This window comes from Methylobacterium sp. ME121, from assembly GCF_000974725.1.
GTDB lineage: Bacteria > Pseudomonadota > Alphaproteobacteria > Rhizobiales > Beijerinckiaceae > Methylobacterium > Methylobacterium radiotolerans.
This window is the reverse complement of sequence record NZ_BBUX01000028.1, coordinates 22,396-47,418: the sequence shown is the minus strand read 5'-3', so window position 1 is coordinate 47,418 and position 25,023 is coordinate 22,396. Positions and strand designations below refer to the sequence as shown.

General features: G+C 65.7%; 38 protein-coding genes. 19 read left to right on the top strand and 19 right to left on the bottom strand.

Annotation, left to right across the window (positions count from 1 at the left end; genetic code table 11):
* Window positions 1–38: 38 nt before the first annotated feature.
* Both ME121_RS18030 and ME121_RS18025 read right to left on the bottom strand, forming a co-directional pair.
* A complete protein-coding gene (locus tag ME121_RS18030; protein WP_059409368.1) occupies window positions 39–419 on the bottom strand; it encodes a hypothetical protein in 381 nt (126 codons plus the stop codon).
* A 4-nt stretch (window positions 420–423) separates the two neighbouring features.
* The gene (locus tag ME121_RS18025) at window positions 424–738 is read right to left on the bottom strand and encodes a hypothetical protein (protein WP_059409367.1); all 315 of its coding nucleotides are present in this window, start codon (window positions 736–738) and stop codon (window positions 424–426) included.
* Between the two features lie 91 nt (window positions 739–829).
* Here ME121_RS18025 and ME121_RS18020 point away from each other — a divergent pair, with 91 nt between their 5' ends.
* Entirely contained in the window at window positions 830–1,177 is a 348-nt protein-coding gene (locus ME121_RS18020; RefSeq protein WP_059409366.1) for a hypothetical protein, read from the top strand.
* Here ME121_RS18020 and ME121_RS33780 read toward each other — a convergent pair.
* On the bottom strand, window positions 1,152–1,358 hold the full coding sequence (locus ME121_RS33780; protein WP_143739289.1) for an HNH endonuclease signature motif containing protein: 207 nt from the start codon (window positions 1,356–1,358) through the stop codon (window positions 1,152–1,154). The genes ME121_RS18020 and ME121_RS33780 overlap by 26 nt on opposite strands.
* Window positions 1,359–1,734: 376 nt before the next feature.
* Here ME121_RS33780 and ME121_RS18015 point away from each other — a divergent pair, with 376 nt between their 5' ends.
* Complete coding sequence (locus ME121_RS18015) at window positions 1,735–2,205, top strand: LexA family protein (protein WP_059409365.1); 471 nt, start codon at window positions 1,735–1,737, stop codon at window positions 2,203–2,205.
* Here the strand turns inward: ME121_RS18015 and ME121_RS33775 are convergent, their stop codons facing one another.
* From ME121_RS33775 to ME121_RS18005, 3 genes are all read right to left on the bottom strand, one after another.
* Window positions 2,206–2,811, bottom strand: coding sequence for a hypothetical protein (locus ME121_RS33775; protein WP_143739290.1), 606 nt, complete (start codon window positions 2,809–2,811; stop codon window positions 2,206–2,208).
* Window positions 2,812–3,364: 553 nt separating this feature from the next.
* A complete protein-coding gene (locus ME121_RS18010; protein WP_059409363.1) occupies window positions 3,365–3,568 on the bottom strand; it encodes a hypothetical protein in 204 nt (67 codons plus the stop codon).
* Complete coding sequence (locus tag ME121_RS18005) at window positions 3,568–3,840, bottom strand: HU family DNA-binding protein (protein ID WP_059409362.1); 273 nt, start codon at window positions 3,838–3,840, stop codon at window positions 3,568–3,570. The genes ME121_RS18010 and ME121_RS18005 overlap by 1 nt, the downstream gene beginning before the upstream one ends.
* Window positions 3,841–4,279: 439 nt before the next feature.
* Here ME121_RS18005 and ME121_RS33770 point away from each other — a divergent pair, with 439 nt between their 5' ends.
* The 4 genes from ME121_RS33770 to ME121_RS33765 all read left to right on the top strand — a co-directional run bounded on the left by ME121_RS33770 (window position 4,280) and on the right by ME121_RS33765 (window position 6,872).
* The gene (locus tag ME121_RS33770; protein WP_179240017.1) at window positions 4,280–4,456 is read left to right on the top strand and encodes a hypothetical protein; all 177 of its coding nucleotides are present in this window, start codon (window positions 4,280–4,282) and stop codon (window positions 4,454–4,456) included.
* A gap of 558 nt (window positions 4,457–5,014) precedes the next feature.
* Window positions 5,015–5,254 carry a hypothetical protein gene (locus ME121_RS18000; protein ID WP_059409361.1) on the top strand — a complete coding sequence of 80 codons (240 nt, stop codon included), beginning with the start codon at window positions 5,015–5,017 and terminating at the stop codon, window positions 5,252–5,254.
* A gap of 305 nt (window positions 5,255–5,559) precedes the next feature.
* Window positions 5,560–5,922 (top strand): hypothetical protein, encoded by a 363-nt coding sequence (locus ME121_RS17995; protein ID WP_089231528.1) that lies wholly within the window; start codon window positions 5,560–5,562, stop codon window positions 5,920–5,922.
* Between the two features lie 65 nt (window positions 5,923–5,987).
* A complete protein-coding gene (locus ME121_RS33765) occupies window positions 5,988–6,872 on the top strand; it encodes a hypothetical protein (protein WP_143739292.1) in 885 nt (294 codons plus the stop codon).
* Here the strand turns inward: ME121_RS33765 and ME121_RS17985 are convergent.
* From ME121_RS17985 to ME121_RS17935, 11 genes are all read right to left on the bottom strand, one after another.
* Window positions 6,817–7,734: a hypothetical protein gene (locus ME121_RS17985; protein WP_059409357.1), complete on the bottom strand. Its 918-nt coding sequence runs from the start codon at window positions 7,732–7,734 to the stop codon at window positions 6,817–6,819. The genes ME121_RS33765 and ME121_RS17985 overlap by 56 nt on opposite strands.
* Window positions 7,735–7,742: 8 nt before the next feature.
* Window positions 7,743–9,554, bottom strand: coding sequence for a replicative DNA helicase (locus tag ME121_RS17980; protein WP_089231530.1), 1,812 nt, complete (start codon window positions 9,552–9,554; stop codon window positions 7,743–7,745).
* Window positions 9,551–9,961: an SLOG family protein gene (locus ME121_RS17975; protein WP_059409356.1), complete on the bottom strand. Its 411-nt coding sequence runs from the start codon at window positions 9,959–9,961 to the stop codon at window positions 9,551–9,553. Before ME121_RS17975 ends, ME121_RS17980 begins: the two co-directional genes overlap by 4 nt.
* Window positions 9,958–10,650: a hypothetical protein gene (locus ME121_RS17970; RefSeq protein ID WP_059409355.1), complete on the bottom strand. Its 693-nt coding sequence runs from the start codon at window positions 10,648–10,650 to the stop codon at window positions 9,958–9,960. The genes ME121_RS17975 and ME121_RS17970 overlap by 4 nt, the downstream gene beginning before the upstream one ends.
* Entirely contained in the window at window positions 10,647–11,450 is an 804-nt protein-coding gene (locus ME121_RS17965) for a hypothetical protein (RefSeq protein WP_059409353.1), read from the bottom strand. Before ME121_RS17965 ends, ME121_RS17970 begins: the two co-directional genes overlap by 4 nt.
* On the bottom strand, window positions 11,450–12,085 hold the full coding sequence (locus ME121_RS17960; protein WP_059409351.1) for a hypothetical protein: 636 nt from the start codon (window positions 12,083–12,085) through the stop codon (window positions 11,450–11,452). Before ME121_RS17960 ends, ME121_RS17965 begins: the two co-directional genes overlap by 1 nt.
* A gap of 541 nt (window positions 12,086–12,626) precedes the next feature.
* The gene (locus ME121_RS17955) at window positions 12,627–12,851 is read right to left on the bottom strand and encodes a hypothetical protein (RefSeq protein WP_059409350.1); all 225 of its coding nucleotides are present in this window, start codon (window positions 12,849–12,851) and stop codon (window positions 12,627–12,629) included.
* A gap of 4 nt (window positions 12,852–12,855) precedes the next feature.
* Window positions 12,856–13,323 carry a Ros/MucR family transcriptional regulator gene (locus ME121_RS17950; protein ID WP_059409348.1) on the bottom strand — a complete coding sequence of 156 codons (468 nt, stop codon included), beginning with the start codon at window positions 13,321–13,323 and terminating at the stop codon, window positions 12,856–12,858.
* Window positions 13,324–13,358: 35 nt separating this feature from the next.
* Window positions 13,359–13,928 carry a hypothetical protein gene (locus ME121_RS17945; RefSeq protein ID WP_059409346.1) on the bottom strand — a complete coding sequence of 190 codons (570 nt, stop codon included), beginning with the start codon at window positions 13,926–13,928 and terminating at the stop codon, window positions 13,359–13,361.
* A 7-nt stretch (window positions 13,929–13,935) separates the two neighbouring features.
* A complete protein-coding gene (locus ME121_RS17940; protein ID WP_059409344.1) occupies window positions 13,936–14,865 on the bottom strand; it encodes a hypothetical protein in 930 nt (309 codons plus the stop codon).
* A gap of 219 nt (window positions 14,866–15,084) precedes the next feature.
* On the bottom strand, window positions 15,085–15,450 hold the full coding sequence (locus ME121_RS17935; RefSeq protein WP_143739293.1) for a hypothetical protein: 366 nt from the start codon (window positions 15,448–15,450) through the stop codon (window positions 15,085–15,087).
* A 166-nt stretch (window positions 15,451–15,616) separates the two neighbouring features.
* Between ME121_RS17935 and ME121_RS17930 the strand changes: the two genes are divergently transcribed.
* Complete coding sequence (locus ME121_RS17930; RefSeq protein WP_089231532.1) at window positions 15,617–15,916, top strand: hypothetical protein; 300 nt, start codon at window positions 15,617–15,619, stop codon at window positions 15,914–15,916.
* An 8-nt stretch (window positions 15,917–15,924) separates the two neighbouring features.
* On the opposite strand, the gene ME121_RS33760 is transcribed toward ME121_RS17930, so the two are convergent.
* Entirely contained in the window at window positions 15,925–16,239 is a 315-nt protein-coding gene (locus ME121_RS33760; RefSeq protein WP_245337845.1) for a transcriptional regulator, read from the bottom strand.
* A 98-nt stretch (window positions 16,240–16,337) separates the two neighbouring features.
* Between ME121_RS33760 and ME121_RS33755 the strand changes: the two genes are divergently transcribed.
* The 11 genes from ME121_RS33755 (at window position 16,338) to ME121_RS17880 (ending at window position 23,567) form a co-directional block, all read left to right on the top strand.
* Window positions 16,338–17,156, top strand: coding sequence for an XRE family transcriptional regulator (locus tag ME121_RS33755; RefSeq protein WP_089231537.1), 819 nt, complete (start codon window positions 16,338–16,340; stop codon window positions 17,154–17,156).
* Between the two features lie 630 nt (window positions 17,157–17,786).
* On the top strand, window positions 17,787–18,077 hold the full coding sequence (locus tag ME121_RS17925; protein WP_059409337.1) for a hypothetical protein: 291 nt from the start codon (window positions 17,787–17,789) through the stop codon (window positions 18,075–18,077).
* Window positions 18,078–18,257: a hypothetical protein gene (locus ME121_RS17920; protein WP_059409336.1), complete on the top strand. Its 180-nt coding sequence runs from the start codon at window positions 18,078–18,080 to the stop codon at window positions 18,255–18,257.
* A gap of 145 nt (window positions 18,258–18,402) precedes the next feature.
* Complete coding sequence (locus ME121_RS17915; RefSeq protein WP_059409335.1) at window positions 18,403–19,035, top strand: hypothetical protein; 633 nt, start codon at window positions 18,403–18,405, stop codon at window positions 19,033–19,035.
* Window positions 19,032–19,436, top strand: a complete 405-nt coding sequence (locus ME121_RS17910) for a hypothetical protein (protein ID WP_143739294.1) — start codon at window positions 19,032–19,034, stop codon at window positions 19,434–19,436. The genes ME121_RS17915 and ME121_RS17910 overlap by 4 nt, the downstream gene beginning before the upstream one ends.
* Window positions 19,433–20,989 (top strand): recombinase family protein, encoded by a 1,557-nt coding sequence (locus ME121_RS17905; protein ID WP_059409331.1) that lies wholly within the window; start codon window positions 19,433–19,435, stop codon window positions 20,987–20,989. The genes ME121_RS17910 and ME121_RS17905 overlap by 4 nt, the downstream gene beginning before the upstream one ends.
* A gap of 2 nt (window positions 20,990–20,991) precedes the next feature.
* Window positions 20,992–22,095: an ATP-dependent DNA helicase gene (locus tag ME121_RS17900; RefSeq protein ID WP_059409330.1), complete on the top strand. Its 1,104-nt coding sequence runs from the start codon at window positions 20,992–20,994 to the stop codon at window positions 22,093–22,095.
* Window positions 22,092–22,514, top strand: coding sequence for a hypothetical protein (locus tag ME121_RS17895; RefSeq protein ID WP_059409328.1), 423 nt, complete (start codon window positions 22,092–22,094; stop codon window positions 22,512–22,514). The genes ME121_RS17900 and ME121_RS17895 overlap by 4 nt, the downstream gene beginning before the upstream one ends.
* On the top strand, window positions 22,511–22,708 hold the full coding sequence (locus tag ME121_RS17890; protein WP_059409326.1) for a hypothetical protein: 198 nt from the start codon (window positions 22,511–22,513) through the stop codon (window positions 22,706–22,708). The genes ME121_RS17895 and ME121_RS17890 overlap by 4 nt, the downstream gene beginning before the upstream one ends.
* On the top strand, window positions 22,705–23,199 hold the full coding sequence (locus tag ME121_RS17885) for a hypothetical protein (protein ID WP_206406862.1): 495 nt from the start codon (window positions 22,705–22,707) through the stop codon (window positions 23,197–23,199). Before ME121_RS17890 ends, ME121_RS17885 begins: the two co-directional genes overlap by 4 nt.
* The gene (locus ME121_RS17880; RefSeq protein ID WP_059409324.1) at window positions 23,196–23,567 is read left to right on the top strand and encodes a helix-turn-helix domain-containing protein; all 372 of its coding nucleotides are present in this window, start codon (window positions 23,196–23,198) and stop codon (window positions 23,565–23,567) included. Before ME121_RS17885 ends, ME121_RS17880 begins: the two co-directional genes overlap by 4 nt.
* A gap of 38 nt (window positions 23,568–23,605) precedes the next feature.
* Here the strand turns inward: ME121_RS17880 and ME121_RS17875 are convergent, their stop codons facing one another.
* Entirely contained in the window at window positions 23,606–23,872 is a 267-nt protein-coding gene (locus tag ME121_RS17875) for a hypothetical protein (protein WP_059409322.1), read from the bottom strand.
* Between the two features lie 190 nt (window positions 23,873–24,062).
* Here ME121_RS17875 and ME121_RS17870 point away from each other — a divergent pair, with 190 nt between their 5' ends.
* Window positions 24,063–24,971, top strand: a complete 909-nt coding sequence (locus tag ME121_RS17870) for a hypothetical protein (protein WP_059409321.1) — start codon at window positions 24,063–24,065, stop codon at window positions 24,969–24,971.
* Window positions 24,972–25,023: the final 52 nt, after the last annotated feature.

The following is a 25,023-nucleotide window of genomic DNA, read 5'->3' as shown; positions in this document are numbered from 1 at the left end:
TCAGATCGCCCTTCAGGTCGACCTGGGCAAAGCGATGGTCAGCGACCTCCCGAGAAACCGAAGCGCGCGTACCGGTTGACGGGCGCTTCCTTCGGCGCGGAGATCGGCTTGTCGAGGTCATCGAGAGCCAGCCGTTTCTGTGCCGCGAGCAGCCCCGTGAACCACGATGCCCGGGGCGTCAGGCCCTCGGTCTCGATCCGCTCGATCTGGTCGAGCAGCCCCGCGTAGGTCGACAGCGTCATGTGCATGTCGATCGAGAGCCGGCCGGCATTCCAGATTAGCCGAGCGAGCTCGTCGTAGGTGCGCTTCGCCTTCTCGGTCTTCAGCGCGGCGCGACAGGGCGGCAGCTCCCGAAAGCCCGGGTGCGCGACCACCTTCGCATCGCCCTGCCCTACCTGTGCGAGACTGGCCTTGGACATGACATCAGGAGCCGTCGTCGTTCTCTCGGCTGGCCACGTCGGGATGGCCGGGCGAGCCCTTGCCGATCCGCGGGACGCCGGTGGGGCCGCGATCCGCGCCCATGGCCTCGGTCAGGATCCGCTGGCTGTGCTCCTGGAGCGTCACGCACTCACGCAACCGGGCGATGATGTCCCTGTTGTTGCGGTGGACGTCCTTGGCCACGTTCCGCGGATCGTCGGCGATCTTGGCGCATTTCGCCTCGATCTCCCCGATCATGTCGCGCAGGTGCTCCTCGAGCTTCGCGCCACCCGGGTTCTCGGCCGACATCAGGATCGCCATGGCTGAAATCCTTATCCACAGAGCCGCAGCCCTGAATTGACTCGTCTCAGCACTAGAACGAAAAAAGAACATCTGCCGCTGGAGATCCAGCATGCCCGACGCCCGCCGCGACCCATTTGCCGGCTGCCCCGAGACGACGCAGTTCATGCTCCTGCTGCCGTCGACCATCCTCGACGACGATAATCGGCGGTCAGATCTCGTCGAACGCCTCGAAGCGGCCTTTCCCGGATCGACTTTCTCCGCCGCGCCCTGCGAGCGCCTCGCGAAGCCCGGCGGTGGGACGCTCCTGATCGACGAGCCGATCGCGATCCCCCTCATGGGCAGCGTCGGCGCCGAGGATCGTCACTCGCCGATGTACCGCCGCCCCTCTCCCGACCGCATGGCGGAAATCAACGCGGCGTTGCTCGCCTTCATCAACGGATCGGCGAGCCTGAATTAAACCTTGCTGGTCGGGCGCTCGGGTCGTCGCACCACAGCGGCAACTGATCGAGCTGCCCGATCTGGCGCGCGTGGATCTCCATCGAGCCCTTCAGGCCGTGATGCCGGATGCAGAGGCCCCACCAGTTCGCCGGATCGAACATCGCCCCACCGTCGGCGATCGGAATCTTGTGATCGACCACCTTCGCGAATTCGAGGCGCCCTTCCTGGTCGCACCAGATGCAGAAAGGGTGCTTCCGACGATGCTGCTCCGAAGCTCGGTCCCACCGACTGCTGTAGCCGCGTTCGCGAGGCGAAGTGCGGGGCTTCTGGACTACCAGCGCCCGCGGCGGCCGTCGGCCCGGGAGAACCTTCGGCATCGCTGCCCGCGGACGCAATTCGGGATGTGGCGAAACACATGCCCCCAACCGTGCGGTATGGCAACCGGAAATTTGCGAGTCATATCAATGTGTTGGTTTAGCATTTCGGGCCAAGGGATTCCTCGGACTCGCTAAACCATCATTGATTGCGTCAATCGGTCATGCCGCATTGATAGATGGCATCAATCGGAGGAGACGAATGCGAGGGCTGACCAACGGGCAATGCCGCGCTCTGACTTTCATCAGGCGGCGGGTCGAGGCGCAGGAGGAATCACCCACGTTGCAGGAGATCGCCGACCACATGGGCGTGAAGGCCAGATCAGCCGCGCACCGAGCGGTGGAGGGGCTGATCGAGGCCGGCTACGTGATCAGGTCGGGGCGCGGCCGCCTTTGTTTGACGATTCCCGGAGATGCTCCTGCGCTCGCCATCGTCGATCGGAAAGTCGAGCGGGTCGTGAAGCACACCGTGGCGCTCGACGCGATGTCGGCGCACCCGCCGGCGGACAAGGCGAAGCTCCTCAGCACCAGGAAGAAGCGCACCTACGTGGTGGAATTGGAGAAGGACCTGCACACGCGGCTGCGGAAGATTGCCCGGGACGCCGAAGCGCCACCGGAGCGGATCATCGCAATGGCGCTCCGCGACTTCATCATGGAGCGGAATGCTGGCTGATTAAGGGGTAGGCAGGGGGCCCTGACCAATCAATGCGACGATGCGCGCTTGCAGCTGTGCCCTTAGATCAACAGCGTCAGTCCAAAGAATATGAGGGTACTGTCTTGTGTCGAAGTGCAGGCCATTGATCTGGTTGGCACGTATAGTCCAGATTACTGGGATGCCAAGGCCTAAAGCGAAACCTGCTTCGAAATAGACGCCACCGCGAGGTACGAGTTCTGTGCCACCATTGGCGGTGTTAACATGACCGGTGGTGAAATCCGACACCACAAATTTAGATCGACGTATCTGTGCAATAATCTCATCATCAATGCGGTTCTGATGAGTGTGCTGATCGATGCGCATGGGTGCATAACCAGCCGCACGAATGCCTGGCTCAAATCCATCCTGCCAGATTTCGCCCATCTCCGCCCCAAACCACATCGCAACAAAGGCTTGCTGCGATTGCGCGATTTTTGTCTGCAATCTCTCCAGATGAATGACGCCAGCTGGCGTGATCTTGACAGCCGAGTTGCCGCCCTCTCCAAGCGTCTTCTTGATAAGTCCCTGCTCATGCATGTAATCAATATAAAACTGTACTTGTTGTTTTGCGCTGCCCTGGTTCATGTTTTCGTTGTTCTGCCGGGTCTCGATGCACCCAATTGTGCATAATTCCTGTTCTACTCTGTCCGGTTTGCTGGTGTCATATATTACAACAGGCTCGCCCAATCTTGTGCTGCGTCGGCGAATGGCAGAGAGCATATCATTCGCTGCTTGCTCAAACGTAGGCCCCGAGGATTCCACTGCGCGGTCTATATAGCCGCTATCGACTCGGGGAACGCCTCCTCGCTGATTGCTCTTCCAAATCGCGTGTCGGATAAGTGCAAGATCCTTACTAGATAGATGTTGAAGGCGTGCTTCTGCGCTCCCTGTAATGCGGCATGCGCCTCCGAGCTGAGCGCCGCGCACCTCGACCTCGTCAGCGCCGACAGGCCCGTTTCTATTTGGATTTGAGAGGAGCAAGAGAGGCGAAACAGGCACGAGTGATCCCTTTTGTGGGCAGCCATAAAGCCAGAGCTCAGAGCGGCGGGGGATCACCGTGAACGCCTTTGCAGGCTTGGTCCACAACCTTGTTTGATAGCGGCCGCAGCAGCGTTAGCCACCGCGGCCGGGACGTCGATCAGCGATTGGCTGGCTTCAGGATGGTCGGAGAAACCCAGACGCATTGCAGCGCGCCGTTGTTCATCCATGAGACCTCGACCTGCGGGACTTCGGCTTTCCAGAGAATGCCGGTCACCGTGGCGACGGTCTGATCATCCTCGCCGATGCACACCTTCTGCCCCAGCGCGAATTGCGAGGCATAGGTGGTGTGAGCGCCGGCCATCAGGCCACGACGTCGGCGAGCGCCTTCGCGGGCTTGAATTTTGCCGCCTTGTGCGCGGGCTTCACGTAGGGCTGACCAGTCGCGGGGCTCTTGCCGCGACGCTCGGCCACCGCCTTCACGCTCAGCCGGCCAACATCGGGGATGATTACATCCCGCCCGCTCCGCAGCTCGACGTGGATCAGATCGCTCAGCGCCTCGACCACCGCGCCGACCTGGCTCTTCTTCAGGGTCGACTTCTCGGCGAGATGCGCCACGAGCTCATTCTTCGTCATCGTCGTTCTCCAATGCACCGCACTATCGCGGTCCGCACAACCTGCTCCGGCCTCTCGCGCAAGTAAAGCCGCCAAATCGGGCTCGGAGTGGATTTTCTTGCCCCATATCCGGTCTCCGGCCAGCCCCAGCTTTATCAGGCCCTTTCGCTGGGTCGCCGATCGCCACCCGAGCGCCAAGTATTGCGATTGTCCGTGCCGGATTTTTGAGGTTTTGGTTCTCGCTTTTTGACCCCCTGTGCGGTCCGCGTCCCCGCTGGCACTTTCCTTAATCGCGCCCGGCCACCCCTTCTGACCTTGGTCACCTCACGGGCGCGTCGGCATCACTGCATCTGTTCTCGCCATTGCTTGCGATTTCGTTCGGAAATGCGTTGACACGGCTTCGGGGCTGATTATGTTCGCTCCCAGATCCGATTGTGGATCGCTCCTGAGTGCCCTGACGATGACGAGCAACGAGATCCGCTCTGCCCTGCAGCTCTCTGACCTCCTGGCTGAGAACGCTGCCCGCTCGCTGGATAGCGGCCTTACTCCTGATCAGGCGATTGCCGACCTCGAGGCGGCGCTGGACGCCAGCCTGAACGGTGCTGGCCCTGAGGCCGCCCCGGCTCTCTCCGCCTGATGTGCTGCTCAGCCCCGCTCCTCGGCGCTCTGGCCTTCCTGTTCCTGGCCAGCGTCTACGCCCTCACGGCACCCCGACCCTGATGCGACCCGTGCGCCGGGCCTGACCTGGCGCACCAGCCGCAACAGTGCGGACCCAGCGGCGATTGTGCCGCGCAGCTCGAGATGTCCCATGTCGATCACCCAGACCCGTCAGCGCGTTTTCCGTCGTGCTCGCCGTGAGCGCATCGCCCGGAAGGAAGCTTTCCTCCGCTCCGCCCATTGATTTGCAGGTATCCAGCCGCGATGCCGGGCCTCTGTTATTGGTCTGTTTAGGCGTCGGGCCGCATAACTACAGCGTCACCGCAGAGCCGATTGTGGCTCGCTTCGGAAGGCACCTGATCATGATCCACAACGCAGTGTCTGCGTGCGCCCGAGCTCTGCGCCGCGCCCTCGTTCCGGCCGCTGAACTGCTGGCCTTCGTCCTGATGACTGCAGGCGTCTGCGGATCCGTGGCGATTTTTTTCTGAGCCGAGATCTTTCTCCCATGCCGCGATCGTGCGGCGCTCTGCGAGGCACCATGGGCATTTCGACTTTCGGCGGGTCAGTCGCCCCCTACACGCACGCTGAGACCTGCGAGGCCGCATCGTGGGTCCCCTATGTCGAGGCCGCGATTGATGCGAGCGACCGCGATCCGGCCGCGGCCATCATCGAGGCGATCGACAAGGCACAACGCCGGGCAGAACTCAGCGTTGGCGCCGCAGCCCTCCTCGCCGAAATCTTCGATGTGCATTATGATGCAGTTCTTCAGCTCATATAGGCCGACAAATGTGGCTGCGAAACTGGGTCCGGGATCTGCGCTACCGATTTGTTGCAGATAGTGAGCGGCTGGAGGCGGCCGCGTACCGCGATAGCCTCCGTGTGCGTGAGATAGAGCGCCAACGCCAATCCGCGGAATTGAATGGCGAAATGGCGGATCTGGAGAAGAGGCTAAGCCCGCGCGATCTGGCTCAGCGCTGATGTGCCCCGACCCTCTCTCGTTCGGGAGAGGGTCGCATCTGCATCCGGTGGGCAGCCCGGCCGGTTCGATCTCTGTTCACGTGGCGTCGCCCGGAAAGCTCCCGTATGCCTTTGCAGATGTCGCGCCGCTGGAATTATCGCCGCCTCAACGCGCTCCAGGTCCGCGACCGGATTGCGGGCCTCGGGTGGTCCGTTCAGCGCTTCGCCTTCGTCTACGGCGTGCCGTTGCAGCGCGCCCGGGACTGGACCTCCGGGAAAGAGGATATCCCGCACTTGGTCGGGCTAGTGCTGCGGCTGCTGAAGCTGCCCGGCGCCCGGACCGTCGCGTACGAGTATGCACTGAGCGTCGCGGAGCCCACCGACAAGCAGGCCGCCTTCATCGCCGACGTCGAGCGGCGCAGGCTGGCCGGCGAATTCGATGATCAGTGGGAAGCGGAGGACGCCGCAGCGACCGGCGACGATTCCTAAGTTCTCATTAGATTTGACCGATCATAACCGCCCAACCAAAAGGCTGGCAAGAAATGAAAAGTGCTGTGAAGGCCATTGCTACGACCGACCCAGTCTTTGAGTTCGCGGTTTTGGCTAACAATTTATTGGTCCATTCTTCTGATAAAGGCGTCACAGTTTTCGAAGGACTCGCTGACTTCGTTGATATTCCGACCGGCGACATCCGCTTTTTTGAAGTTCTTGGAGTGTTTGCTGAAAGGAGCAGCAGTCTTATAAGGTTCCTAAAAGAAATTGAAGATGATTATCTTGATGAAGATTTGCGCGAGAGGCTTATAGAGATAGTCAGGCAGATGACTGGGATTATTCACCCGGCCAATATGTCCGCTCCTTGGAATCAGATTGTAGATAGCAGCATACCGAAAGACAATCTTCGTCTCCTTCGCTCGTTTTCGCGAACAGCTCGACATCATCGCGAGCTCCTTGTCTTCGATGAGAAGCAGCGCAAGGAGCTTCTCGCGGCAATTGAAGACTCGATTAAAGAATTGGATGAAGACAAACATTATCCGAAATGGGCGATGACGCCTCTGCGGGAAGGCGTTCGTCGTTTGCGATTTATCATTAATCATTTCCAGATATTTGGTCACGATCACACTCTTGATCATTTGATCAAATTGCAAGTCGAAACAAAATACAATTTCGATATTCTCGCGATTGGAAAGGAAGTATCTGATCATAAACTCGTCAAAACAGTTGGTCTTTTCGTATTGGCCGCAAATCTGTTTGTATTGCCGCCAAAAGCTGGGGAAGCAATTCCCTATTATCGAAGCCATATCCATGAATTGATGCAGAGGATGCCTGCGCTAATCGGAGGACCGCAGAAGCTGTTGACGCACCGGCAATCGCAGGAAGATGCGGCTAAGCCTGCTGAACAACTTGCGCCATCATCAGAACCGCTTTCGACTGACACGTAAGTTTATAATATTCAGCCACCGCGTCGACTGCCCGCAGGAACAGCACCGCGAGCTCGCGCTCTCCGCCGAACCCCATGTCGCGCATCGCCGTGAAGGTGCGCGCCTCGAAGATCCGGAAGAACAGGATGGCCTTCGCCTCCTCACCAATCCGGGCCGAAAGCTGATCCATCTCTGCCAGCCCGTCGCAACGATCATCCGGCACGCCCGGCAGGCGCTTCGACACATCCACGCCGCGCTCGAACTTCGGGTTCGGGTAAAGGCCGGCGAAAGCCCGGTGGCACAACTCGTCGAATCGGCGCATGGCCTCGATCCGCGGGCCCGTGCGATCCGACGCGGTGCGGATCAGCGAGCCGTAGCCGGCGATCATCGCGCGCTTCTCGGTGGCGCCGCGCCCGCCGGTGATGATGACCTCGCGCTGTGCGGCGGCCGTGCGCGGATCGTGATCGAGACCCGCCCGGCGCAAATCGGATCGGGCTCTCTCTTCGGTCTGGCGCTGCTGCTGAGCGAGCTTCTCTGAGGCGCGAGCGCGGCGCCGCTCTTCCTTCGGGTCCAGGCGGACTGGATGCGGCGTGGACGCGGCCGCAGCGATGGCGCGCTCCAGGATCACGCCGGCCGATTCCGCGTTCACCCGCCGGGCGACACGGGCGCGGGCCGCCGGCACCTCCAGGAAGTCGACCCTCCGGGCGTTGTCTCGAGCGTGGCGCTCCGCGGTCTCGGCGGCCTTGCGCGCCATCTCGGCTGCGGCCGTCTTGCCTCGCGCCTTGGCCTTCGCCTCTCGCTCCCGATGCTTCCTCGCTGCGGCCGCCCATCGATCGCGGGAGGACTCGGCCTTGGCCAGGCGGGTGTCGGCATGCTGGGTCATGACGCTACTCAACCCTCTGCCACAAGCTCGGGGAGCCACAGGTGGATGCCGGTGTCGGCGTTGCCGTGGTACTGGCCGATTCCGGCCTTGCGGATGCTGGTGAAGGCCGCGCTAAAGCGCCTCTTCACGACATCCGATTCCGGCTCCTCCTCGGGCAGGATCTCTGACCGGAAGGCAGCCCGGGCGACTTCAAGCGGGATGAGCCGGGCCCCCTTGCAGAGGCGATGATCCGAGGCACGCTGCTCGTTCGACGCGACCGTCGACCGGGTCAGCGTCAGGCTCTTGAGCAAGCCGTACAGGATGGTCCCTTCGGCCGTGAACGTCGGCTTCTTGGCCGCCCGCTGGCGCACCTCCTCCGGCACGATCTCGCGGGGCTCTGGCTCGTTCAGGAACTGGGTGACGTCAGCACGATAGCCCAGGGTCACGATGCCGGTGCGTCCGTGGCGATTCTTGGCGACGATCACCTCGGCGACGCCCTCGATCTCCTTCATGCGGCGCTCCCAGGCCGCGAAGGCGTCGGTGCCCTCCTTGGGCTTCTTGCTCTGCTCGTAATACTCGTCCCGGTAGGTGAAGAGCACGTAGTCGGCATCCTGCTCGATCGATCCCGACTCGCGCAGGTCGGACAGCAGCGGCCTCCTGTCCTCTCGCAGATCCACCTGCCGACCAACCTGCGCCAGCGCGATGATCGGGACGTGCAGCTCCTTCGCGAGCGCCTTCAGGCCATTCGAGATCTCGGTGACCTCCTGGGCGCGGTTCGGGTCCCGACGGTTCTCCCGGCCCTTGATGAGCTGCAGGTAGTCGATCACCAGCAGTTCGAGGCCGCGGCGCTTCTTCAGCGACCTGGCCTTGTTGGCGACCTGCGCGATCGTCAGGCTGCCGGTCTCATCGATATGCAGCGGGAGGCCGCGCAGATCCCGAGCAGTGTTCACGACCTTTTCAAGCTGGGTCTGCGTCATCTTCCGGCGCCGGATGCGCCAGGATTCAATGCCGGTCTCGGCCGCGATCATCCGGTCGAAGAGCTGCGTGTCGCCCATCTCCAGCGAGAAGAAGCCGACCACCCCGGTCTGCATCTGATGCTTGGTCCGACGGAGGTGCAGCTCCTTCGCCGTCGCGGCGGCGACGTTCAGGGCCAGCGCGGTTTTGCCCATCGCGGTCCGACCGCCAACGATGATGAGGTCGGGAGCCTCTAGGCCGCCCATGACCTCGTCCAGTGCCGGCAAGCCGGTGGAGAGCCCGCGGGGCTGGCCCTCGTTCTGCCAATCTGAGCACATGCGCTCGATAGCGCTATGCGCGACATCATCGAAGGATCGGAAGTCGGCCAGATCCATCGTGATGCGCGGCTTCAGATCCTCGATCTCACCCTCGATCGCCGCGAGGAGCGATGCCGTCGTGGCCTCGACGGGCGCGTCCTGCGCCATGCTGACGATGGTCTCGCCAAGGGTGATGAGCCGCCGGCGCATCGCCGTATCGGCCACAGTGCGCGCGTAGTCCGGCGCGTTGATCACCGTGGTGGCGCCGGAGGCGAGCTTGGCGAGATAAGCGGTGACCGTCTGGCCACCGAAGTTGGCGTTGCCCAGGTAGGTCTGCAGCGTGATCGGGTTGGCCACCTGGCCCTTTCCGATCTGCGCCGCCACGACCTCCCAGATCTTGCGGTGAGCCGGCTCGTGGAAGTGCTCGGCTTCGACCAAGGACGACACCCCCCGGAAGGCATCGTTGTTGATGAGCACAGCGCCGATCAGTGCCTGCTCGGCATCGATGTTCTGCGGGACGCGGCGAGCGGCATCGTCGATGTCCGACAGACGGGCTTGAAGGGCGCTCATGCCTTGACCTCGACCACCTGCACGCCGGCAGCGCGCGCCCTGCTTTTCATGTCCTCAGTGCCGCGTCCGCCCGGTAACGCGATCACGATGTCGGGCCGGCCCTCGGCCAGCATCCGGGCATTCCGCAGCGGCCCCGCGGCCTTGCCGTGCTTCTTCCACTTGGCCGGGAAGGCGAGTGCGGGGACATCGTGGCGCTCGGCCCACCGCGCAGCCACGGAATCGGCACCGGGCGCCGCCCCGTGGATGACCACGTGGGTGCCGCTGTCGCCGACGTACGGCGAGAGGGCGACGGCAAGCACCTGGCGCTCATGCTCGGCGCGGGCGCGCTCGGCCTCCATTTCCTCCGGGGGCGTGTCGGGCGGGACGATGCCGAACGTGCGGCCGCCGCAGACGAGGACGCGAGTCATGCCGGAACCCCCTCGAACAGCGGGGCATCGGCCAACGCGCCGTAGCGCGTGGCATCGTCTGGACGGGTGAACCGCTGCTTCGCGCCCGGCGGGATCCAGCGGAAGTCGACGCCGCCACGGGTGCGCTCGCCCTTGACCCAGATCACCCAGCAGTAGTCCGTCGCCGTGCTGGCAGTCGGGTCGAAGCGGCCCTTCACCATCGCGCAGCGCTCGGAGAACTGCCAGATGAAGGTCGGCGGGTGCGGATCGAAGAGATCGCGGAATCGGCCTGTGCCCGAGATCCACGACGTCCGGACCAGGAGCGCCACGCCCTCCCGTGCGAATTCCAACCCGCGCAGAGCGAACTGCAGCGCGGTGTTGAAGGGCGGGTTGGTAATCACCCAGTCGACGACGCCGGCACCCCCGACGGTCAGCGCTGGGTCGAGAAAGTCGGTCACATCGTAGCCGCGGCCGTAGTCGAACACGTCCGAGGCGACGCAGTAGCTGAAGGCCTCGTTGAGCGGCCCGACCATGTGGCCTTCGCCGGCGGCCGGGTCCCATGCGACGCGCAGGTTGAGCTTCGGCTCGACCATCTTCGCCAGCGCGTCGGTGAGCGCCCGAGTGGCCCAAGGCGGCGTTGGGAAGAAGTCGAGGCTGTCCGGCGGCTCGCGGCGGCCGGCCATGACGTTGCGGGCGTCGCGGGGCTTCATGCTGCCTCCTGCGAGTCGTCGGAGGCGCTGCGCTTCTGCCGGCCGGTGGCGGTCGCCGGGGCGCCGCAGCGGACGAGCAGGTCGACCAGCCAGAACTTGTTCGGCTCCAGCTTGGCGAGGCTGATGTAGGCGGTGTGCTGGACGATGAAGGCGGCCACGTCGCGCTCGTGGATGATGTAGCCGTCGCCATTCTGCGCTGAGGTCCGATTCCAGCCCCGCCGGGAGGCGCGGAGAAGCCCCTTGTTGACCCAACCGGTCACGGTCGCGGTCATGACGCCCATCGCCTCGGCCAGCCCGGCGGCGGTGAACTGCGCGTCGTCGGTGGTCGCGATCTTCCCCTCGGTTCGCATGTAGGCGATCGCGCCGGGCGTGCGGTGATAGCCAAGACGGCGCATGCGGCGGCTCAGCTCCACCGGGGAGATCAGCGGCCACTTCGAGGCGTACTCAAGTTCGGCATCGGACCAGGGGCGCTGATCCCGGGACTTGATCAGCCCGAGCTCTAGGGCGCGCTTCGCCACCCAGTAGCGGGACCGTCCGACAGCCTTGGCGCAGGCCGTGACGAAGCCTGTGGGCCGCTCGCCGGTGTAAGCGCGCCGGATCTGCGCATCGATCCAGTCACTGGTCGGCGCCTTCTCGAAGACGTCCTTCCGGGCCACACCGATGACCCGCACGCGCTTGGTGAGAGAGTGGACGGAGCGCCCGGGCATGCGTTCGGCGCACCAGCGCGCGCCGCGCTTCACGTAGTGGGCCCGGAGGAAGTCGTCCTCCTCCTGGCGATAGTCGGGGCCGCGGGCGGGCATCAGGACTGCCCTCCGATCGCGCGGAGCCGTAGCCCGTAGCCTTTGTGGTGGTGCAGCTCGATGCCGATCTTGGCGAGGGCGGCTGTCCACATCGCGATGAGGTTGACGCACACGGACGGGGTCAGGCCGCCGTGCCGAGCCATGGTCTCCAGGCCGTAGAGCTGACCGTCAGCCAGCATGCTGAAGGCCTTGGCGGTCTCTTTCGACGTGCGCCAGATGCCGGCGGGCCCGTGCACCTCGGCGCCGCGGACGGCGATCAGCTTGCCGGCCGGGATCTCGATGCCACCCGTCGGGATCGGACGAGGCTCCGGAACCTCGGCGATCGGCTTGGCCGCGTCAGCGACATCCCGGGCGGTCGGCTGAACGACGGGCGCCAGCGTCGGCTCCGTCTTGGGCGCCCGAAGATCGTCGCCGGCCTTGATGCGGGGCTCGTCCTTATGCCTCGCCTTGTTCAGCGTCACCTTCACGCTGTCCCGCGTGGATCCGGAATGCTCCGCGATCTCAGCGATCGTCTTCGTGGTGGTCGCGTAGGCGTCGAGGATCACGTCCCGGACGAGCGGCGCCTTCTCGACGGTGGCGGCCGCCGGCTTCAGCGACCCGCCGTCCTGAACGATGCCGCCGCCGGCGTTGCGCACCTCAGGCTCTCTCCGAGGCACACGCGGCGGGTCCGCCGCCGGGGCGGTATCGGCTGAGGCTGCGCTCGCGCCCCCCGCCCCGGCTGACGTGACGCATTCCCTCGATTGGCCGGATCGATGGTCTATGCCCGACTTCCCCTCCGGCGCTTCATCGAGGGCTTCCCGGGCTTGCACCGGCTGCCCTGCGTTCTGGGCTACAGGTAAGGTCCCTGGGGAAGGGGCAGCTTGTGCGGCCGGGCTGATGCGCTCGGCCGAAGTCTTGATCTCGCCGGCGGTGGCTTCAAGCCGCCCGCGCACCGCGCCGAGGCGCTGGCGAAGCTGCTGGAGGTCCGCGCCTGGCGGGACGGGGGCGGTGGTGCAGGACAGGTCCCGGATGACGCGGCTGACCCGCGTCGCGATCTCCGCGTTCCGGACCTGCATGTCGGCCAGTTCGGCGGAGATGCAGGCCAATTCGGTGATGATGGCGCTGCGGGTGTGCGCCGGCTCGGTCTGAGACACAGGGGGCCCTCACAATCGAGGTCGTTCTGCTGCGGGGGCACGCTCAGAGGAGCGTGCGGATCTCGTCCATGTTGTCCCGGAGGAACTCGAGGCTCGCCTTCGCCGCGCGGAGGCCCGGCAGGCTGGCCGCCGTGCATCCGGTGTCAGGCGGGACGGTTCTCCCATCGCGCTGCAACTGCGCCCGGCGCTCGACCCAGGCGACGCGATTGACGATGACGCCTTCGATCTCGTCGATCTGCTGCTGCAGCGTGGGGTACTCGTCGGCCACGGCGCTACGCCGCGAGTGGGGCTTTCGCTCTGCCGGCCGGCTTCGTCTTCCGCCGCTGCTGGCCTAGGCCGAGGGAGATTGCGAGCTGCGAGCGCTGCTCGGAGTAGCCCGGGGCGGTCATCGGGTAGTCGACCGGCAGGCCCCACTTCGCCCGGTACATCTCCGGCGACAGACCGCGCTGGGCGAGATGCCGGCGCAGCATCTTGTAAGGCTTGCCGTCCTCGAACGAGATGAGCGCCTCGTGCGTGATGGACTTCCGCACTTGCGCCGGCGAGAGCTTCTCGACTTCAGCCGGCCCGGGGTTCGCGACCGCCTTCACCAGGCCGACCAGCGTCCCGTGCACGGAGTGGATCAGGCCCGGCAGATCGCTCGCCGCCACGTGGTTCATCCGGACATAGGCGGCGACGATGTTCACGGTGTAGTCGATGGCCGTGTCGATGCCGGCGGTGAGATCGAACGTCTTCTCGGTCACGAGTGCTCTCCTGGGAATAGAGCAGTGGGGAAGGGTCAGGCGGGCACGCGCTCGCCGTGCATGTGCAGCTCGCGTGGGACGTGGCGGCCGCGCACGGCGCAGGCCCAATCCCAGAGTGCGAGGGCATCGCAGATGTTGTCGTCGTTGAAGGTGGGAGGCACGTATCGGAGCGCCTTGCAGCGATCGATCACCGCCTTCTTGGTGGCCTCCGGCGATCCCCAGCGGGCCTTGCCGGTGAAGTGCTTGCGCACCGTCTGCATGTTCGCCGGGAGCACCTCGATGCCGTAGCACTCGGCGACGCCCTGGAGGCCGCCGACGGCGCGCTGCGGGATGCAGATGCTCTCGATGCTCCGCCGAATCGGATCCTTCCGGTCACCATCGCCCTGGCTCTGGTAGGGCGGGATCGGCGCCTCGAACACGATCAGGTCCGGCCGGGTGTCCGCGAGGAAGCAGAGATCCCGGATCTTCTTGCCCATGGCACCGCCCACGACGTCGTAGTGCTCGGAGGGCTTCTTCAGCCTCCAGAGGTCCGTGCGAGGCTGCGTCCCCGGCGCACCGAAGGCGAAGCCCGTACACGTCGCGATGTCGAGGGCGGCGATCAGCATGGCGACCTCAGTGGATCGCGTCGGGGCCGAGGCCGCGGTGAGCGACGTTGCGGCGCGGAGCCGGCGGCGGGAGCTCGTCCTCCAGCGGCTCGGCGGCCTTCGCCTTGCCGCGCGCCGGGGCGGCCGGCGGCAGCTCGTCGTTGGCGGGCTTAGCGGCCTGCTCGCGAATGTCCGCCTCGGACTCGGCGGCACCCTCGCGAAGCGCGCCGGTGATCTCGCCGGGCTTGGCTTCGGGCAGATCGGCGAGCGGCTCGCCATCGGTCTCCGGCGCGGCGGCGCGCTCGGCCTCGCCTTCCGCCGCCAGCCGAGCATCGACCTCGGCCTGGGCGGCATCGAGAGCGGCCTGGGCCTCGACCATGGCCTTCGGCTTCCGGCCCTTGCCCGACCATTTCGCCTTGGCCTCCTCGAACCGGGCGAGCGCCTCGTCGAGCGGGATGCCGGGCGTCGGCGCCGGGCCGGCGGGTGCCGCGGTCTGCTCGACATGCTTCGGCTGGGCGTCCTTGCCGCCGCGGCGCTGGCCCTCGCTGGTGTTGTCGAAGACCGAGCCCTGATCGGCCGCCTGCTGGCCGGCCGACTTCTCGGCATCCTCCGCCAGCGAGACCAGGTCCTTGTCCAAGTAGCCGACCGACTTCGACAGCACGCCGACCTGCGTCAGGATCGCGGCGCGATCGCCGGAGGTCTTCACCTTGTCGAGGATCTTCATGATCTGAAGGGTCGGCTTCGCGAACCCGAAGATCTTCTGCAGCCGCTTCACGTGCTCGCCGACGCCGGCTTCCTCCTTCGCGTCCGCGATCATCTCCTTCTCGCGATCGAGGAGCTCGTAGAGCCGGTTCATCTCCTCGGCGCGCTTCTCGGGCGTGCCCGGCATCATCAGGCAGGCGTTGGCGATGCCGAGCCGGATCTGCTCTTTCACGTCGGGCGGTGTGGTCGTGGCCATGTGCGCTCTCCTCGGTCGTGCGCTTTGGTGGGACGGCTGTCAGAAGGGGCGGTCGTCGTCGGGATCGTCCGGCGGCTCACCCCACTGGCGAGCCCGACGCGCACGGTCTTCCCAGGCCCAATGCCGATCGGCCGCTGTGCCCGCGCGCCATGCGCAGAACCTGAACCAAACGGCGGCGACTACCTGGCGAAGGCCGGGGGACATGCATGGCTCCTGAGATCAGCGATTGCGGGCGGCGAGGCGCGCTGCGATCGAGGCCTCGATTGCCTCTCGCTGCGCCTCAAGCCGCGCCAATTCGGCGTCCTGACCGGCGGCTGTAAGCCAGTCCGGCGTATCCTTTCCGAGTGCTGCGCAGAACGGCTCCGCACCGTATGCGAGCAACAGGGCCAGAGCCGCCGGCCACGACGGCGCACATCCGCTGTCGAGCCATTTCTGAACGGTGTCGACGTGCACGCCGGTATCGGCCGCGACGTTAGCCGCGGTCTTGATCGGATGACGGGCCCGCAGGAAGGCGCCCAGGCGCCCCACGGAATCGGCTCGTTCAGCAGCCGAAAGTTTTCGGACCGAGGATGAAGATTCGCGCATCGGCTTCCCTGATGTTGAGGAAGCCGTGACGGAGCGCTGGGAACGCTTCGGTGCGGTCGAGACGAAGGCAGCGCTGGGAACGCAGCCGACGGATTGTGCAGGTGACGGAAGAGCAGAGGACGCCATAGGATCAGGCCTCCGACTCAGAGGACAAACGATGCCGCGGATGTCGCAAACCAAGCCCGACCTGATCGTCGTGGCTTGGTACACACGGGAGGACTACGAAGCAGTCAGAGCGCTCGGAAAGGACGGCGGAGGCCTGCAAGACACGTTCGACGAGTGGCAGGAACACGCCACCCGCGTAATCGCGGGCCTCGCCGCCAACGGCATCAAAATCGAGCGGGTCGAAGTGAAGTCGACCGAGCTCGGCGCCTGGCTGCGCGCTGAGAACGTCGAGTGCAACGAGCAGACTAGGGCCGGGTTCGCCCACCATCTTGCATCGGCCAAGTACGCCCAGAAGCATTAGATTAGCCATCAGAGTGCTGCCGAGGCGAACTCGGATCGAGCCGCAATTTCCTCCGGGGCAGGCCCGAATACGTCTGGGCGAAGGTCATGACGCGAAACGCCGGTGATCTCCTCTACCTTAAGCACCCGCTCAGCCGGGACGACGTCCCACTTGTCGACTGCTTGAGTCGAGATACCAATCGCCCGCGCAAGTGCAGCTTTGAATCGAACCGCCCGCACGGCCCGATTCAAAGCTTCGCGCATCAGCTGGCGCTGATCGACTGCGTTCGCGTCGCAACGGGGTGGCGGCGGAGAGAAAGCGTTGATGGCTTCAACTTTGCTCATTCAATTATGAAAGCACAGGTTGATAACGCTGGTCAATCCCCGGTTGATGAGCGTCGCGGTTGCTAGACGTGTCAAGGGAGCCTTGCGAAATCCCAGACATGACGAAGTCGCTGGGCGAATTGTTAGCAGAAGGCCGCAGGGCCAAAGGGCTCACTTTAGAGCAAGCCGCGAACGCTCTCGAAGTATCGAGCCAAGCTGTGCTCAATTGGGAGAAGGGCAAGACCGCTCCAGAGGAGGCGCGAGCACGCAGAATCTGCGACTTATACAAAATTGACAGAAATATTGTCCTTTCGTTGGTGTATAAACATAGAGATGAGAAATTTAGACAACGGACCGCACGGCTGAAAGACAGGAAGGCTCAACAGGAGCAATTGATCGAAGATCTGCAAGTTCAGGTGCGGCAATCTGTGCCGCCTGTTTCTGTGCAGAATGCGCCTAATCCCACGCCAAACGCGATTCAATCCACGGAAATCCCGACTGAAGCGCTGGCCGCGCAAATCTATATGCCGTTAGATGTTCCCGTGCTGGGAGTGAGTATGGGCGGCAAAGATCACGATTTTCAATTCAATGGGATCACCGTTGATTACGTGCGCAGGCCGCCAGGGATCGCGAATGCGAAACGCGCCTATGCTGTTTGGGTGATCGGTGAAAGCATGTTGCCGGTCTACCGCGAAAATTCCGTGGTCTACGTCAATCCCGACAAGCCGCCGGCAATTGGCGATGACGTGGTTATTGAATTACACCCGGACGACGGCCACAACGAAGCCGGAGCGGCATACATCAAAAGGCTCAAGAAACGGACTGCCGAAAGGATCGTCGTCGAGCAATTCAATCCGTCTCGTGATATTGAATTCGACCGCGGTGCGATCAAGGCGATGCACCGTGTCGTTCCGTGGAACGAGCTTCTCGCAATCTGAATAGCCTTAGAGCCTTATCCTGATCTGAGATGCTCTTCAGAACGGTTCAGGAAGGTAGGTGGGGATGTTGTGACCTGTCACAGGTAGCCACCCGCGTGAGGGCTGAGCCTCCGCAGGAGCTACCTCTGACAGGGGGCGAGGAAGGCCGGAGCCGGACGCCGCTTACTGCCGAGTGCCGAACCGAGAGTCGGACACCTTCAGAGCTTCTTCTCAGCCTCTCGGGCCTATCCCCCGGCGTGCCCTCTTCAGGTGCCGTGCGAGCTGGGGAGCCTCCTGGTTCTCGCCTCCAGGACCGCGACCTTTCGATCGTCCCGCCGCCCCCAGCGTCGCTGCCGCCAGGCGGATTTCAGCTCACGGCAGTTGCCGTCCGTGAACTCTGATTGATGGAAGATCCGAGAACGGCGCGACTGGAACGAAACAATACGATGTGGTATTATTTCAGTGCCAGACGGAGCGCACCGACATGCATCCATCCGTTTGAGGCCCCGGTCGGACCGCCAGTCCACCGGGGCTTTTTCGTTCATACGCCAGGCTAAGATTTTTATCAACTGCGTGTTGTGTGACGTTGACCAACCTCATCAACTCGTGATTGATTAAGCCATCGCCGCTTTCCCACGGCGCGAGGGCACTATGCAGACAATTCAGCTTTCAGCAGCTCGCGCGCCGATACAGGCGACGCGGCTGACGAGCCTCCTCGAGGCTGCACGCGATCCGCTCAGCCGGGCGCGGACCAATCTCTCCATCGCCGAAGCTGATCTGAACGGGCTGATTGCCCGCTACTCGGCCAGCCGCAGCGCGCTCGACGCGACCGCGATCTGCTGGGCGCAGATCCGGGTGAATGAGGCCCGGCATACGCTCGACCGCCTCCGCAGCCTCGCAATCGTCGTGATCGGCGACGCGGCCAATGCGGAGGCCTGCTGAATGGCCGCTGATCCGCATCAGCCACTCAGCGTCGACGACGCCTGGCTGCGCAGGCAGCGCCGCCGGCAGGAGCAGCGCGAGGCTGCCCTTCAGCAGGACATCCACCGGGCCGGGCATCTGACGGCCTCCGCGCGGGCGGCTCTCGCCCAGCGGCACAACCGGCTGGAGCACAGCCGATGATCACCGCCTGCATCCTCTCCGCGATGGGCGGCTCAGCCTTCGGCGCTCTCGTCATGGCGTTCTGCGTGGGCAGGCGCTCGTGACCACGGATAGCCGCGATCGTGCGGCGCCCCCGTTCCACCACGACTTCGAAGATTGGTGGGGAATGCTCGACGGCAAGCCGTCCTGCATCCCCGCCGGTCGCGTCTCGCTCGGCTTCTACGCCCGGCGCGAGTCCAATGGCCCGCACATCGGCGTCGCGATCTGGCTGGGCCAGGACAACCGGCCGTGGGTGAAGCTCGGATCGCGCACCGCCTTCTCGCTCTCGACCGACGAGGCCGAGGCGCAGTTCTCCGTCGATCACCTGGCCTGGATGATGGCCGTGACGGAGGAGGCCTACCGCGCGTGGGCCGCCACCGGCGAGTGGCCCGAGGGCACGGTGCTCGACCGGCCCCGGCCGAAAGTGGAGCGGGCGAGGCGGGCCACCGCGGCAGACGCTGAGCCCGCCGAGAAGCAGCCCGCCGTCTACGTGCGGCTCTACCGCACGATCGACCCGCCGAAGTCCTCGATGACCTTCATGGCGCGGGCCATCGCTCGGACGAAGAGCGGCGCCGAGGGCTTCAGCGTCGGCTTCTACGCGGACACCGAGGCCGGCGCTCGGAAGATGGCCGAGATCTGGATCGCCGAGGAGCGCGCCAAGGCGGATCGCGCCGAGGCCGCCCGAGAAAGCCGCGCGGCTCGTATGCGCCGGTCGGCCGCCAGCCCCGAACATACTGCCCCCGAGGGAGCGTCAGCGTGAGACAGCGCCACGTGCCGGCCTTCCGCATCCTGACGGATGTCGAGGTCTCTGCCTCCGCGATCGAGCGGTGGCGCGAGCAGTATTCGCATTGGACGCCGGAGCGGCGCTTCAGCGACGGCAAGTCGAAGGGTGAGGTCGACGCAGCGCTCGACGCCTGCAGTCGCACGCCGTCAGAGATCAGCCGGATCCTGAATGCCGGCTGGGCCAACCCGCGATGCGACCTCTGCGAGGAGCGCGCGACCGTCGTTGCCCAGGTCGGCGGCGAATACGGCGGCAACACCGTCTCTTGCTGCGTCACCTGCGCCGAGCGGGTCTGCTTGCTCCTCGGCCAATTCCTCCCGCGCGCTGCTGATCCGGTCGGTAAGCCGCCGCGCCCCCTTCCCGCTGGAGAACTGCCGTGAACGCGCTCGTGCCGCAGACCGATACCCGTCCGCCGATGGTCACGGGTGGGCGCATTCAGCCCGTGATCCCGCAGAGCATGGAGGACGCCTACCGGCTCGGGAAGGCGATCGTTGCCGCCGGCATGGCCCCGCGGGGAATGGAGACCCCGGAGAAGTGCATGGTCGCGATCCTGCGCGGCCTCGAGGTCGGCCTGTCGCCCATGCAGGCGGTCGACAAGATCGCGGTGGTCAACGGCCGGCCGACGATCTGGGGCGACGGTGCGATGGCGCTGGTCCGCGCTTCCGGGCTCTGCGAGTTCGTGAAGGAGCGGATCGATGGCGACGGCGATGGCCGCATCGCGGTCTGTGAGACGAAGCGCCGGGGCGAGGCCGACACGGTCCGCCGCACGTTCTCGGTCTCCGAGGCGAAGGAGGCCGGCCTCTGGAACAAGCAGGGGCCGTGGAAGCAATTCCCCGCGCGGATGCTCCAGATGCGCGCCCGGGCCTTTGCGCTGCGCGATCTCTACGCGGACGTGCTCGGCGGCCTGTACCTGCGCGAGGAGATCGAGGACGAGGGGCGGCCTGGGCGCGCCGACACGCCGCCGCCGGCCGAGCCGCGCCGGCAGGTCCAGCAGCAGCCGGTCGCCCAGGTGATCGAGCACCAGCCCGCGGACCCGGCAGCAGATCAGCGCAAGCTGGAGGAGGCAGAGGCCGCCGGCGCGCCCCAGGAGGTCGTGTCGACCCTCGCGGCGGTTGTGGACGGCGAGGCCGAGGATGTCGTCACGAAGGACTCGCTGCTCGCCGAGCTCGACGACAAGCTCTCGTATCAGGGCACGGCCGACGCGATCGAGGAGGCCTACACCGACTTCGATGCGGAGGCCCTGCTGTCGGATTACGAGGGCGGCGTCGAGGCGGCGCGCAAGCTGAAGGCTCAGCACCTCGACCGCGTCGGCCCGGCCAGCGGCGCCGCCGCGCCCGCGCCCGATACCAGCGGCTTCCCGGGCGAGGCCGCGATTGCACAGGCGTCCGGCGGGAAGCCGCTCAACCTGCTGCCGCCCGCATCCGACCCGTTCGAGATCCCGGCCGAGTTCAAGGGCGGCGGGCACTATCAGATCTTCATCCGCGCGGCCGCGGCGGCGGCGAAGGCGCCCGAGGACGAGGACCGGCTCCGGAAGATCTGGGCCGACACCAAGCCGCAGCGTGTCGACCTCGCCCAGCAGGGCCAGATCGACAACACGGTGGTGAAGCTGCTGCTGGACGACCTGCAGGCGGCCTTCGCTCGATGCCAGGCCACGGCGCCGCTCGCCGACGACCTGCCGCCGCCCGCACCACCGCGCGCCGTCAGCCTTGCCCCGGCCGCCGAGGCGCCGCCCGCCAGCAACGACGCGATCGCCGCGTACACCGCCCACCAGGAGCGCGAGCTCGCCGCCTGCGCCACGAAGCAGGACGTCGCGAAGTGGTGGGCGTCGACCGGTGATGACCGCGACCAGACCGGCGCCAACGACGCGCACCGGATGGCCTGGAAGTCGAGCATGCAGCGCCGCAAGGCCGATCTGCCCGACGCGGAGGGCTGAGCATGTCCTCCTGGTCCCCTCAGCAGGACGCGGCCATCCGCGACGTTCAGGCGTGGCTCAAGGATCCGAGCGCGCCGCAGGTGTTCCGGCTCTTCGGCTTTGCCGGAACCGGGAAGACGACGCTGGCCCGGGAACTGGCCGGCGACGTGCGGGGCAAGGTGCTCTTCGGCGCCTTCACCGGGAAGGCCGCGCTGGTGCTGCGCAAGAAGGGCTGCACCAACGCCTCGACCATCCACTCCATGATCTACAAGCTGGACGAGGAGGACGAGCAGCGCTGGCAGCCGAAGTTCATCCTCAACCCGCTCTCGGTTGTGAAGGGCGCCAAGCTCGTCGTGATCGACGAGTGCTCCATGGTCGGCGAGGAGCTCGCCCGGGACCTGCTGTCGTTCGGTGTGAAGGTGCTGGTGCTGGGCGATCCAGCGCAGCTCCCGCCGGTGAAGGACGCTGGCTTCTTCACGAACCATGCGCCCGATGTGATGCTCACGGAGGTGCACCGGCAGGCTGCCGAGAACCCAATCATCCGCATGTCGATGGACATCCGGCAGGGCAAGCGGCTGCAGCACGGCCAGTATGGCGACAGCCGGGTGATTAGCGCCGACGGGCTCGGGCGGAAAGCCGTGCTCAACGCCGGCATCGTGCTGGCCGGCCGCAACGCCACGCGCCGAGAGCTGAACGCCAAAATACGCGCGCTCCACGGCTACGACAGCGCGCACCCGCTACCCGGCGAGCGCCTCGTCTGCCTCCGGAACAACAAGGACAAGAAGCTCCTCAACGGCGGCCTCTGGGGCGTTCATTCCGTCCAGAAGATCAAGGAAGTCGGCGTCGAGCTGCTGGTCACGTCCGACGACACGCCGGAGACCACACCGACCGAGATCTACGTCCGCCACGAGTATTTCGCTGGCGTCGAGGAGCTGCTCTCATGGGAGCAGCGCAAGTTCACGGACGAGTTCACCTTCGGCTACTGCCTGACCGTTCATAAGAGCCAGGGCTCGCAGTGGGACGATGTGATCGTCTTCGACGAGAGCTCGACGTTCCGTGAGGATGCCAAGCGCTGGCTCTACACAGGCGTCACCCGGGCCGCCGAGCGTGTGACGGTGGTCGCATGACCCGCCGCGCCGCTCCCGCGATCATCATGCGCGTCGAGGCGCGCGGGCCGGTCCCCGCGTCCGGCAACGACGCCGAGGACTACGGCCGGCTGAAGATCGGGTCGTTCGTCGAGGTGCGCCCGTACCGCGGCGAGCCCAGCAAGGCGCTGGCTGCTTGGTGGCTCCTCTGCGGCCGCACCGCCGAGGCGCTCGACGACACCCACACGAAGCACTCGATCTCGAACCGGATCCTGCTCGACCTGAACATGGTGGAGACCGTGGTGCTGATCGGCGGCGAGCACCGCATTCCGATGAGCCTCACCGACTTCGACGAGGAGCAGCTCTGGCGGCTGGTCGAGGCCGGCAAGAACTACGTCGAGAACGTGCTGATCCCGAACGTCGACATCGACGCGCTGATGAAGAGCCGGAGGTCCGCATGAGCGCGACCTGCCTCATCACAGCGGCCGCGATCACGCTGGCGAACATCCTGATCATCGACGGCCTGCTCGGCATCGCCGACATCGGCCACCGCGAGGCAGCCTGCGGGCGCTGCATCCTCACCCGGTCCGTCGAGGTGAGCGGCGGCGTCTTCATGGCGACCGGCATCCTGGCTGTGCTGGGGGGCTTCTTGTGAAGGCAGAGCCTCGCCGTACGCCGCCGCTGTCCGTGAAGCTGGAGGCCGCCCTCAATCAGCTCGAGGCGGCCATGCGCAAGCTCGGGATGATCCCGGTCGAGTGCACCGTCCCGGAATGGCAGTTCGACCACGACCCGGCCCTCGGCCTGCGCGCTGTCGACGACAATGGCACGCACCGGCCGCACCAGCACGACGTCCGTTTTCTCGTGTGGCGGCCGCGCGTCGAGCACGCGGTGAAGACCACCGGGCGCCGGGGCGAATCCGATCTGAGCCTTCGCGATGGCGACCAGGCGAAGATCGCCAAGGTGAAGCGCCGCGACCGGAAGCGCGCCGCCGAGCAGGCTGAGGCGTCCGCGCCCGCCAGCCCTCCGAAGCCGGCCAAGCCCAAGCGCTCTATGCGCGGACGGCCGGACAAAAAGCTCTCGCCCTGCCGACAGCCGTCGAAGCTGGCCGGGCTCCCCCGCAACACCTTCACGGAGCGCGCCCGATGAGCGTCGAACCCTTGGCCGTGCCCGGCCCGAAGACCTGCACCGACCTCGACGTCCGCATCGGGGATCGCGTTCGGATCGCCCGGCAGCGTGCCCGCCTGACCCAATCGGCCCTGGCCGCCGCGCTGAACATCTCGTTCCAGCAGATCCAGAAGTACGAGAAGGGCCGGAACCGGTTCTCCGCCAGCAGCCTCCAGCGCGTGGCCGATCTCCTCGGCGTCCCGGTGGCGTCCTTCTACGACGAGCCGGGCCCGGTCCGGGTGCCGCCTCCGCTCTCTGTCGCCGAAGCCCGCGCCGCCCAGCGTGCCGCCACCGAGGCGCTTGAGGAAGCCGTGCGCCGCGAGGCCGCTGCGATGCAGGTGGCGGCATGACTGTCCGCACTCTTCCGCACAGCAGCGGCCAGGCGGGGTCAGGCTGCGCGAGCGTCCTGCGCCACCTGCAGGTCGAGCCAGAGGTCGAGACCGAGCGGGCCCTGCTTGCGCAGCGCGACACGGGCGCGCCGGACCTCGCCGGCACGGACGAAGGTCAGGTGTTCCGGGATGCCGCCAGCAGTGATCACGCGCACGTGGGCGGTCGCGTCCGTAGACGAGATCACTGTGCACGGCACGTCGAAGCTGCCGAGACGGATCATGGCCGTCGGGTGCGTGGACGCCTGGGTGAAGTGCTTGTTGGCCATGCTGCGCGTGTCCTTTGTGCGGAGGCCGTCAGCGTAGGCGTTTCAGGCGTTCCGGTCCGTTGCAGTGCAGCAACGGCCTCAGCGGTTGCGGTGGCGAGATCATGACCGCCCCCAACGATCCTCCCGCTCTCCCCGCCACCGATGCCCTGGCCGCCGTGAAGGCGGGTGAGGACGAGAATGGGAGGGCGGCGTGAGCGAGAAGCCCTCCTACGACCGTGGCGATTGGGTCGGCGGTCTCGCCGAGTGGATCGATGGCGACACGGCATACCTGTCGGTCGCCTTCACCTGGAAGCTCGACGACGCCTATCAGCGGGCGATCTTCCTTCGCGCGCAGGGCTACCGCGTCCGCGCGGGCGGACCCGGCATCTTCACCCGCAAGCACTACCTCGCGGACGTGGCTGAGATTGGCGGCGCGCTGCCCGGCGGCGAGGCGCTGATCCGGCACAACCCGATGGCGACGATCGCGAGCCGCGGCTGCCCGGTCGGCTGCTGGTTCTGCATCGTGCCGAAGATGGAGGGGAAGGAGTTCACCGAGCTGCCGGACTTCCCGGTCCGGCCGGTGCTCTGCGACAACAACCTGTCGGCCCTGTCGCCGGCCTTCCAGCAGCACATCGTCGACCGTTATCGCGCGACCGGCGTGCCGCTCCTCAACGCCAACAGCGGGTTCGAGCCGGCCACCTTCGACGACGAGGTGTTCTCCCGGTGGCGGCCGATCAACCGCGGGCCGTGGCGGTTCGGCTTCGACGAGACCACCGAGGGCGCCGCTGTCGAGCGCGCCTTCCGGGTGCTGAAGGGCGTCTCAGCGCGCCGGAAGCAGGTCTACACGATGATCGGCCACGAGCCGTTCGAGGTCTGCATGGAGCGGCTCCGGCGCGTGATCGCATGGGGCGGCGAGCCCTACGCGCAGCCCTTCATCAAGCTAAACGCGCTCTCGAAGACGCCAGCCATCCGGCACGACTGGTCGCCGGTGCTCCTCGCCCGCGTCCAGCGATGGGTGAACCGGCGCGTGTGGCGGGACGTGCCCTTCGAGCAGTACCGGCCGTCCGCCAAGACGAGCCAGGACACCGCCCATCCGGATCAGATGGAGCTGGTCCCGTGATGATCCCCCTCCTCCCCCTACCCAGCGCCATCGCGATCACCGCGGGAGATGA

Bases quoted from the DNA above. Each gene is read 5' to 3' on its own strand.
- ME121_RS18030 (WP_059409368.1), bottom strand. From the start codon at position 419: ATGTCCAAGGCCAGTCTCGCACAGGTAGGGCAGGGCGATGCGAAGGTG.
- ME121_RS18025 (WP_059409367.1), bottom strand. From the start codon at position 738: ATGGCGATCCTGATGTCGGCCGAGAACCCGGGTGGCGCGAAGCTCGAG.
- ME121_RS18020 (WP_059409366.1), top strand. From the start codon at position 830: ATGCCCGACGCCCGCCGCGACCCATTTGCCGGCTGCCCCGAGACGACG.
- ME121_RS18015 (WP_059409365.1), top strand. From the start codon at position 1,735: ATGCGAGGGCTGACCAACGGGCAATGCCGCGCTCTGACTTTCATCAGG.
- ME121_RS33775 (WP_143739290.1), bottom strand. From the start codon at position 2,811: ATGAACCAGGGCAGCGCAAAACAACAAGTACAGTTTTATATTGATTAC.
- ME121_RS18010 (WP_059409363.1), bottom strand. From the start codon at position 3,568: ATGGCCGGCGCTCACACCACCTATGCCTCGCAATTCGCGCTGGGGCAG.
- ME121_RS18005 (WP_059409362.1), bottom strand. From the start codon at position 3,840: ATGACGAAGAATGAGCTCGTGGCGCATCTCGCCGAGAAGTCGACCCTG.
- ME121_RS33770 (WP_179240017.1), top strand. From the start codon at position 4,280: ATGACGAGCAACGAGATCCGCTCTGCCCTGCAGCTCTCTGACCTCCTG.
- ME121_RS18000 (WP_059409361.1), top strand. From the start codon at position 5,015: ATGGGCATTTCGACTTTCGGCGGGTCAGTCGCCCCCTACACGCACGCT.
- ME121_RS17995 (WP_089231528.1), top strand. From the start codon at position 5,560: ATGCCTTTGCAGATGTCGCGCCGCTGGAATTATCGCCGCCTCAACGCG.
- ME121_RS17985 (WP_059409357.1), bottom strand. From the start codon at position 7,734: ATGACCCAGCATGCCGACACCCGCCTGGCCAAGGCCGAGTCCTCCCGC.
- ME121_RS17980 (WP_089231530.1), bottom strand. From the start codon at position 9,554: ATGAGCGCCCTTCAAGCCCGTCTGTCGGACATCGACGATGCCGCTCGC.
- ME121_RS17975 (WP_059409356.1), bottom strand. From the start codon at position 9,961: ATGACTCGCGTCCTCGTCTGCGGCGGCCGCACGTTCGGCATCGTCCCG.
- ME121_RS17970 (WP_059409355.1), bottom strand. From the start codon at position 10,650: ATGAAGCCCCGCGACGCCCGCAACGTCATGGCCGGCCGCCGCGAGCCG.
- ME121_RS17965 (WP_059409353.1), bottom strand. From the start codon at position 11,450: ATGCCCGCCCGCGGCCCCGACTATCGCCAGGAGGAGGACGACTTCCTC.
- ME121_RS17945 (WP_059409346.1), bottom strand. From the start codon at position 13,928: ATGCTGATCGCCGCCCTCGACATCGCGACGTGTACGGGCTTCGCCTTC.
- ME121_RS17940 (WP_059409344.1), bottom strand. From the start codon at position 14,865: ATGGCCACGACCACACCGCCCGACGTGAAAGAGCAGATCCGGCTCGGC.
- ME121_RS17935 (WP_143739293.1), bottom strand. From the start codon at position 15,450: ATGCGCGAATCTTCATCCTCGGTCCGAAAACTTTCGGCTGCTGAACGA.
- ME121_RS17930 (WP_089231532.1), top strand. From the start codon at position 15,617: ATGTCGCAAACCAAGCCCGACCTGATCGTCGTGGCTTGGTACACACGG.
- ME121_RS33760 (WP_245337845.1), bottom strand. From the start codon at position 16,239: ATGAGCAAAGTTGAAGCCATCAACGCTTTCTCTCCGCCGCCACCCCGT.
- ME121_RS33755 (WP_089231537.1), top strand. From the start codon at position 16,338: ATGACGAAGTCGCTGGGCGAATTGTTAGCAGAAGGCCGCAGGGCCAAA.
- ME121_RS17925 (WP_059409337.1), top strand. From the start codon at position 17,787: ATGCAGACAATTCAGCTTTCAGCAGCTCGCGCGCCGATACAGGCGACG.
- ME121_RS17920 (WP_059409336.1), top strand. From the start codon at position 18,078: ATGGCCGCTGATCCGCATCAGCCACTCAGCGTCGACGACGCCTGGCTG.
- ME121_RS17915 (WP_059409335.1), top strand. From the start codon at position 18,403: ATGCTCGACGGCAAGCCGTCCTGCATCCCCGCCGGTCGCGTCTCGCTC.
- ME121_RS17900 (WP_059409330.1), top strand. From the start codon at position 20,992: ATGTCCTCCTGGTCCCCTCAGCAGGACGCGGCCATCCGCGACGTTCAG.
- ME121_RS17895 (WP_059409328.1), top strand. From the start codon at position 22,092: ATGACCCGCCGCGCCGCTCCCGCGATCATCATGCGCGTCGAGGCGCGC.
- ME121_RS17890 (WP_059409326.1), top strand. From the start codon at position 22,511: ATGAGCGCGACCTGCCTCATCACAGCGGCCGCGATCACGCTGGCGAAC.
- ME121_RS17880 (WP_059409324.1), top strand. From the start codon at position 23,196: ATGAGCGTCGAACCCTTGGCCGTGCCCGGCCCGAAGACCTGCACCGAC.
- ME121_RS17875 (WP_059409322.1), bottom strand. From the start codon at position 23,872: ATGGCCAACAAGCACTTCACCCAGGCGTCCACGCACCCGACGGCCATG.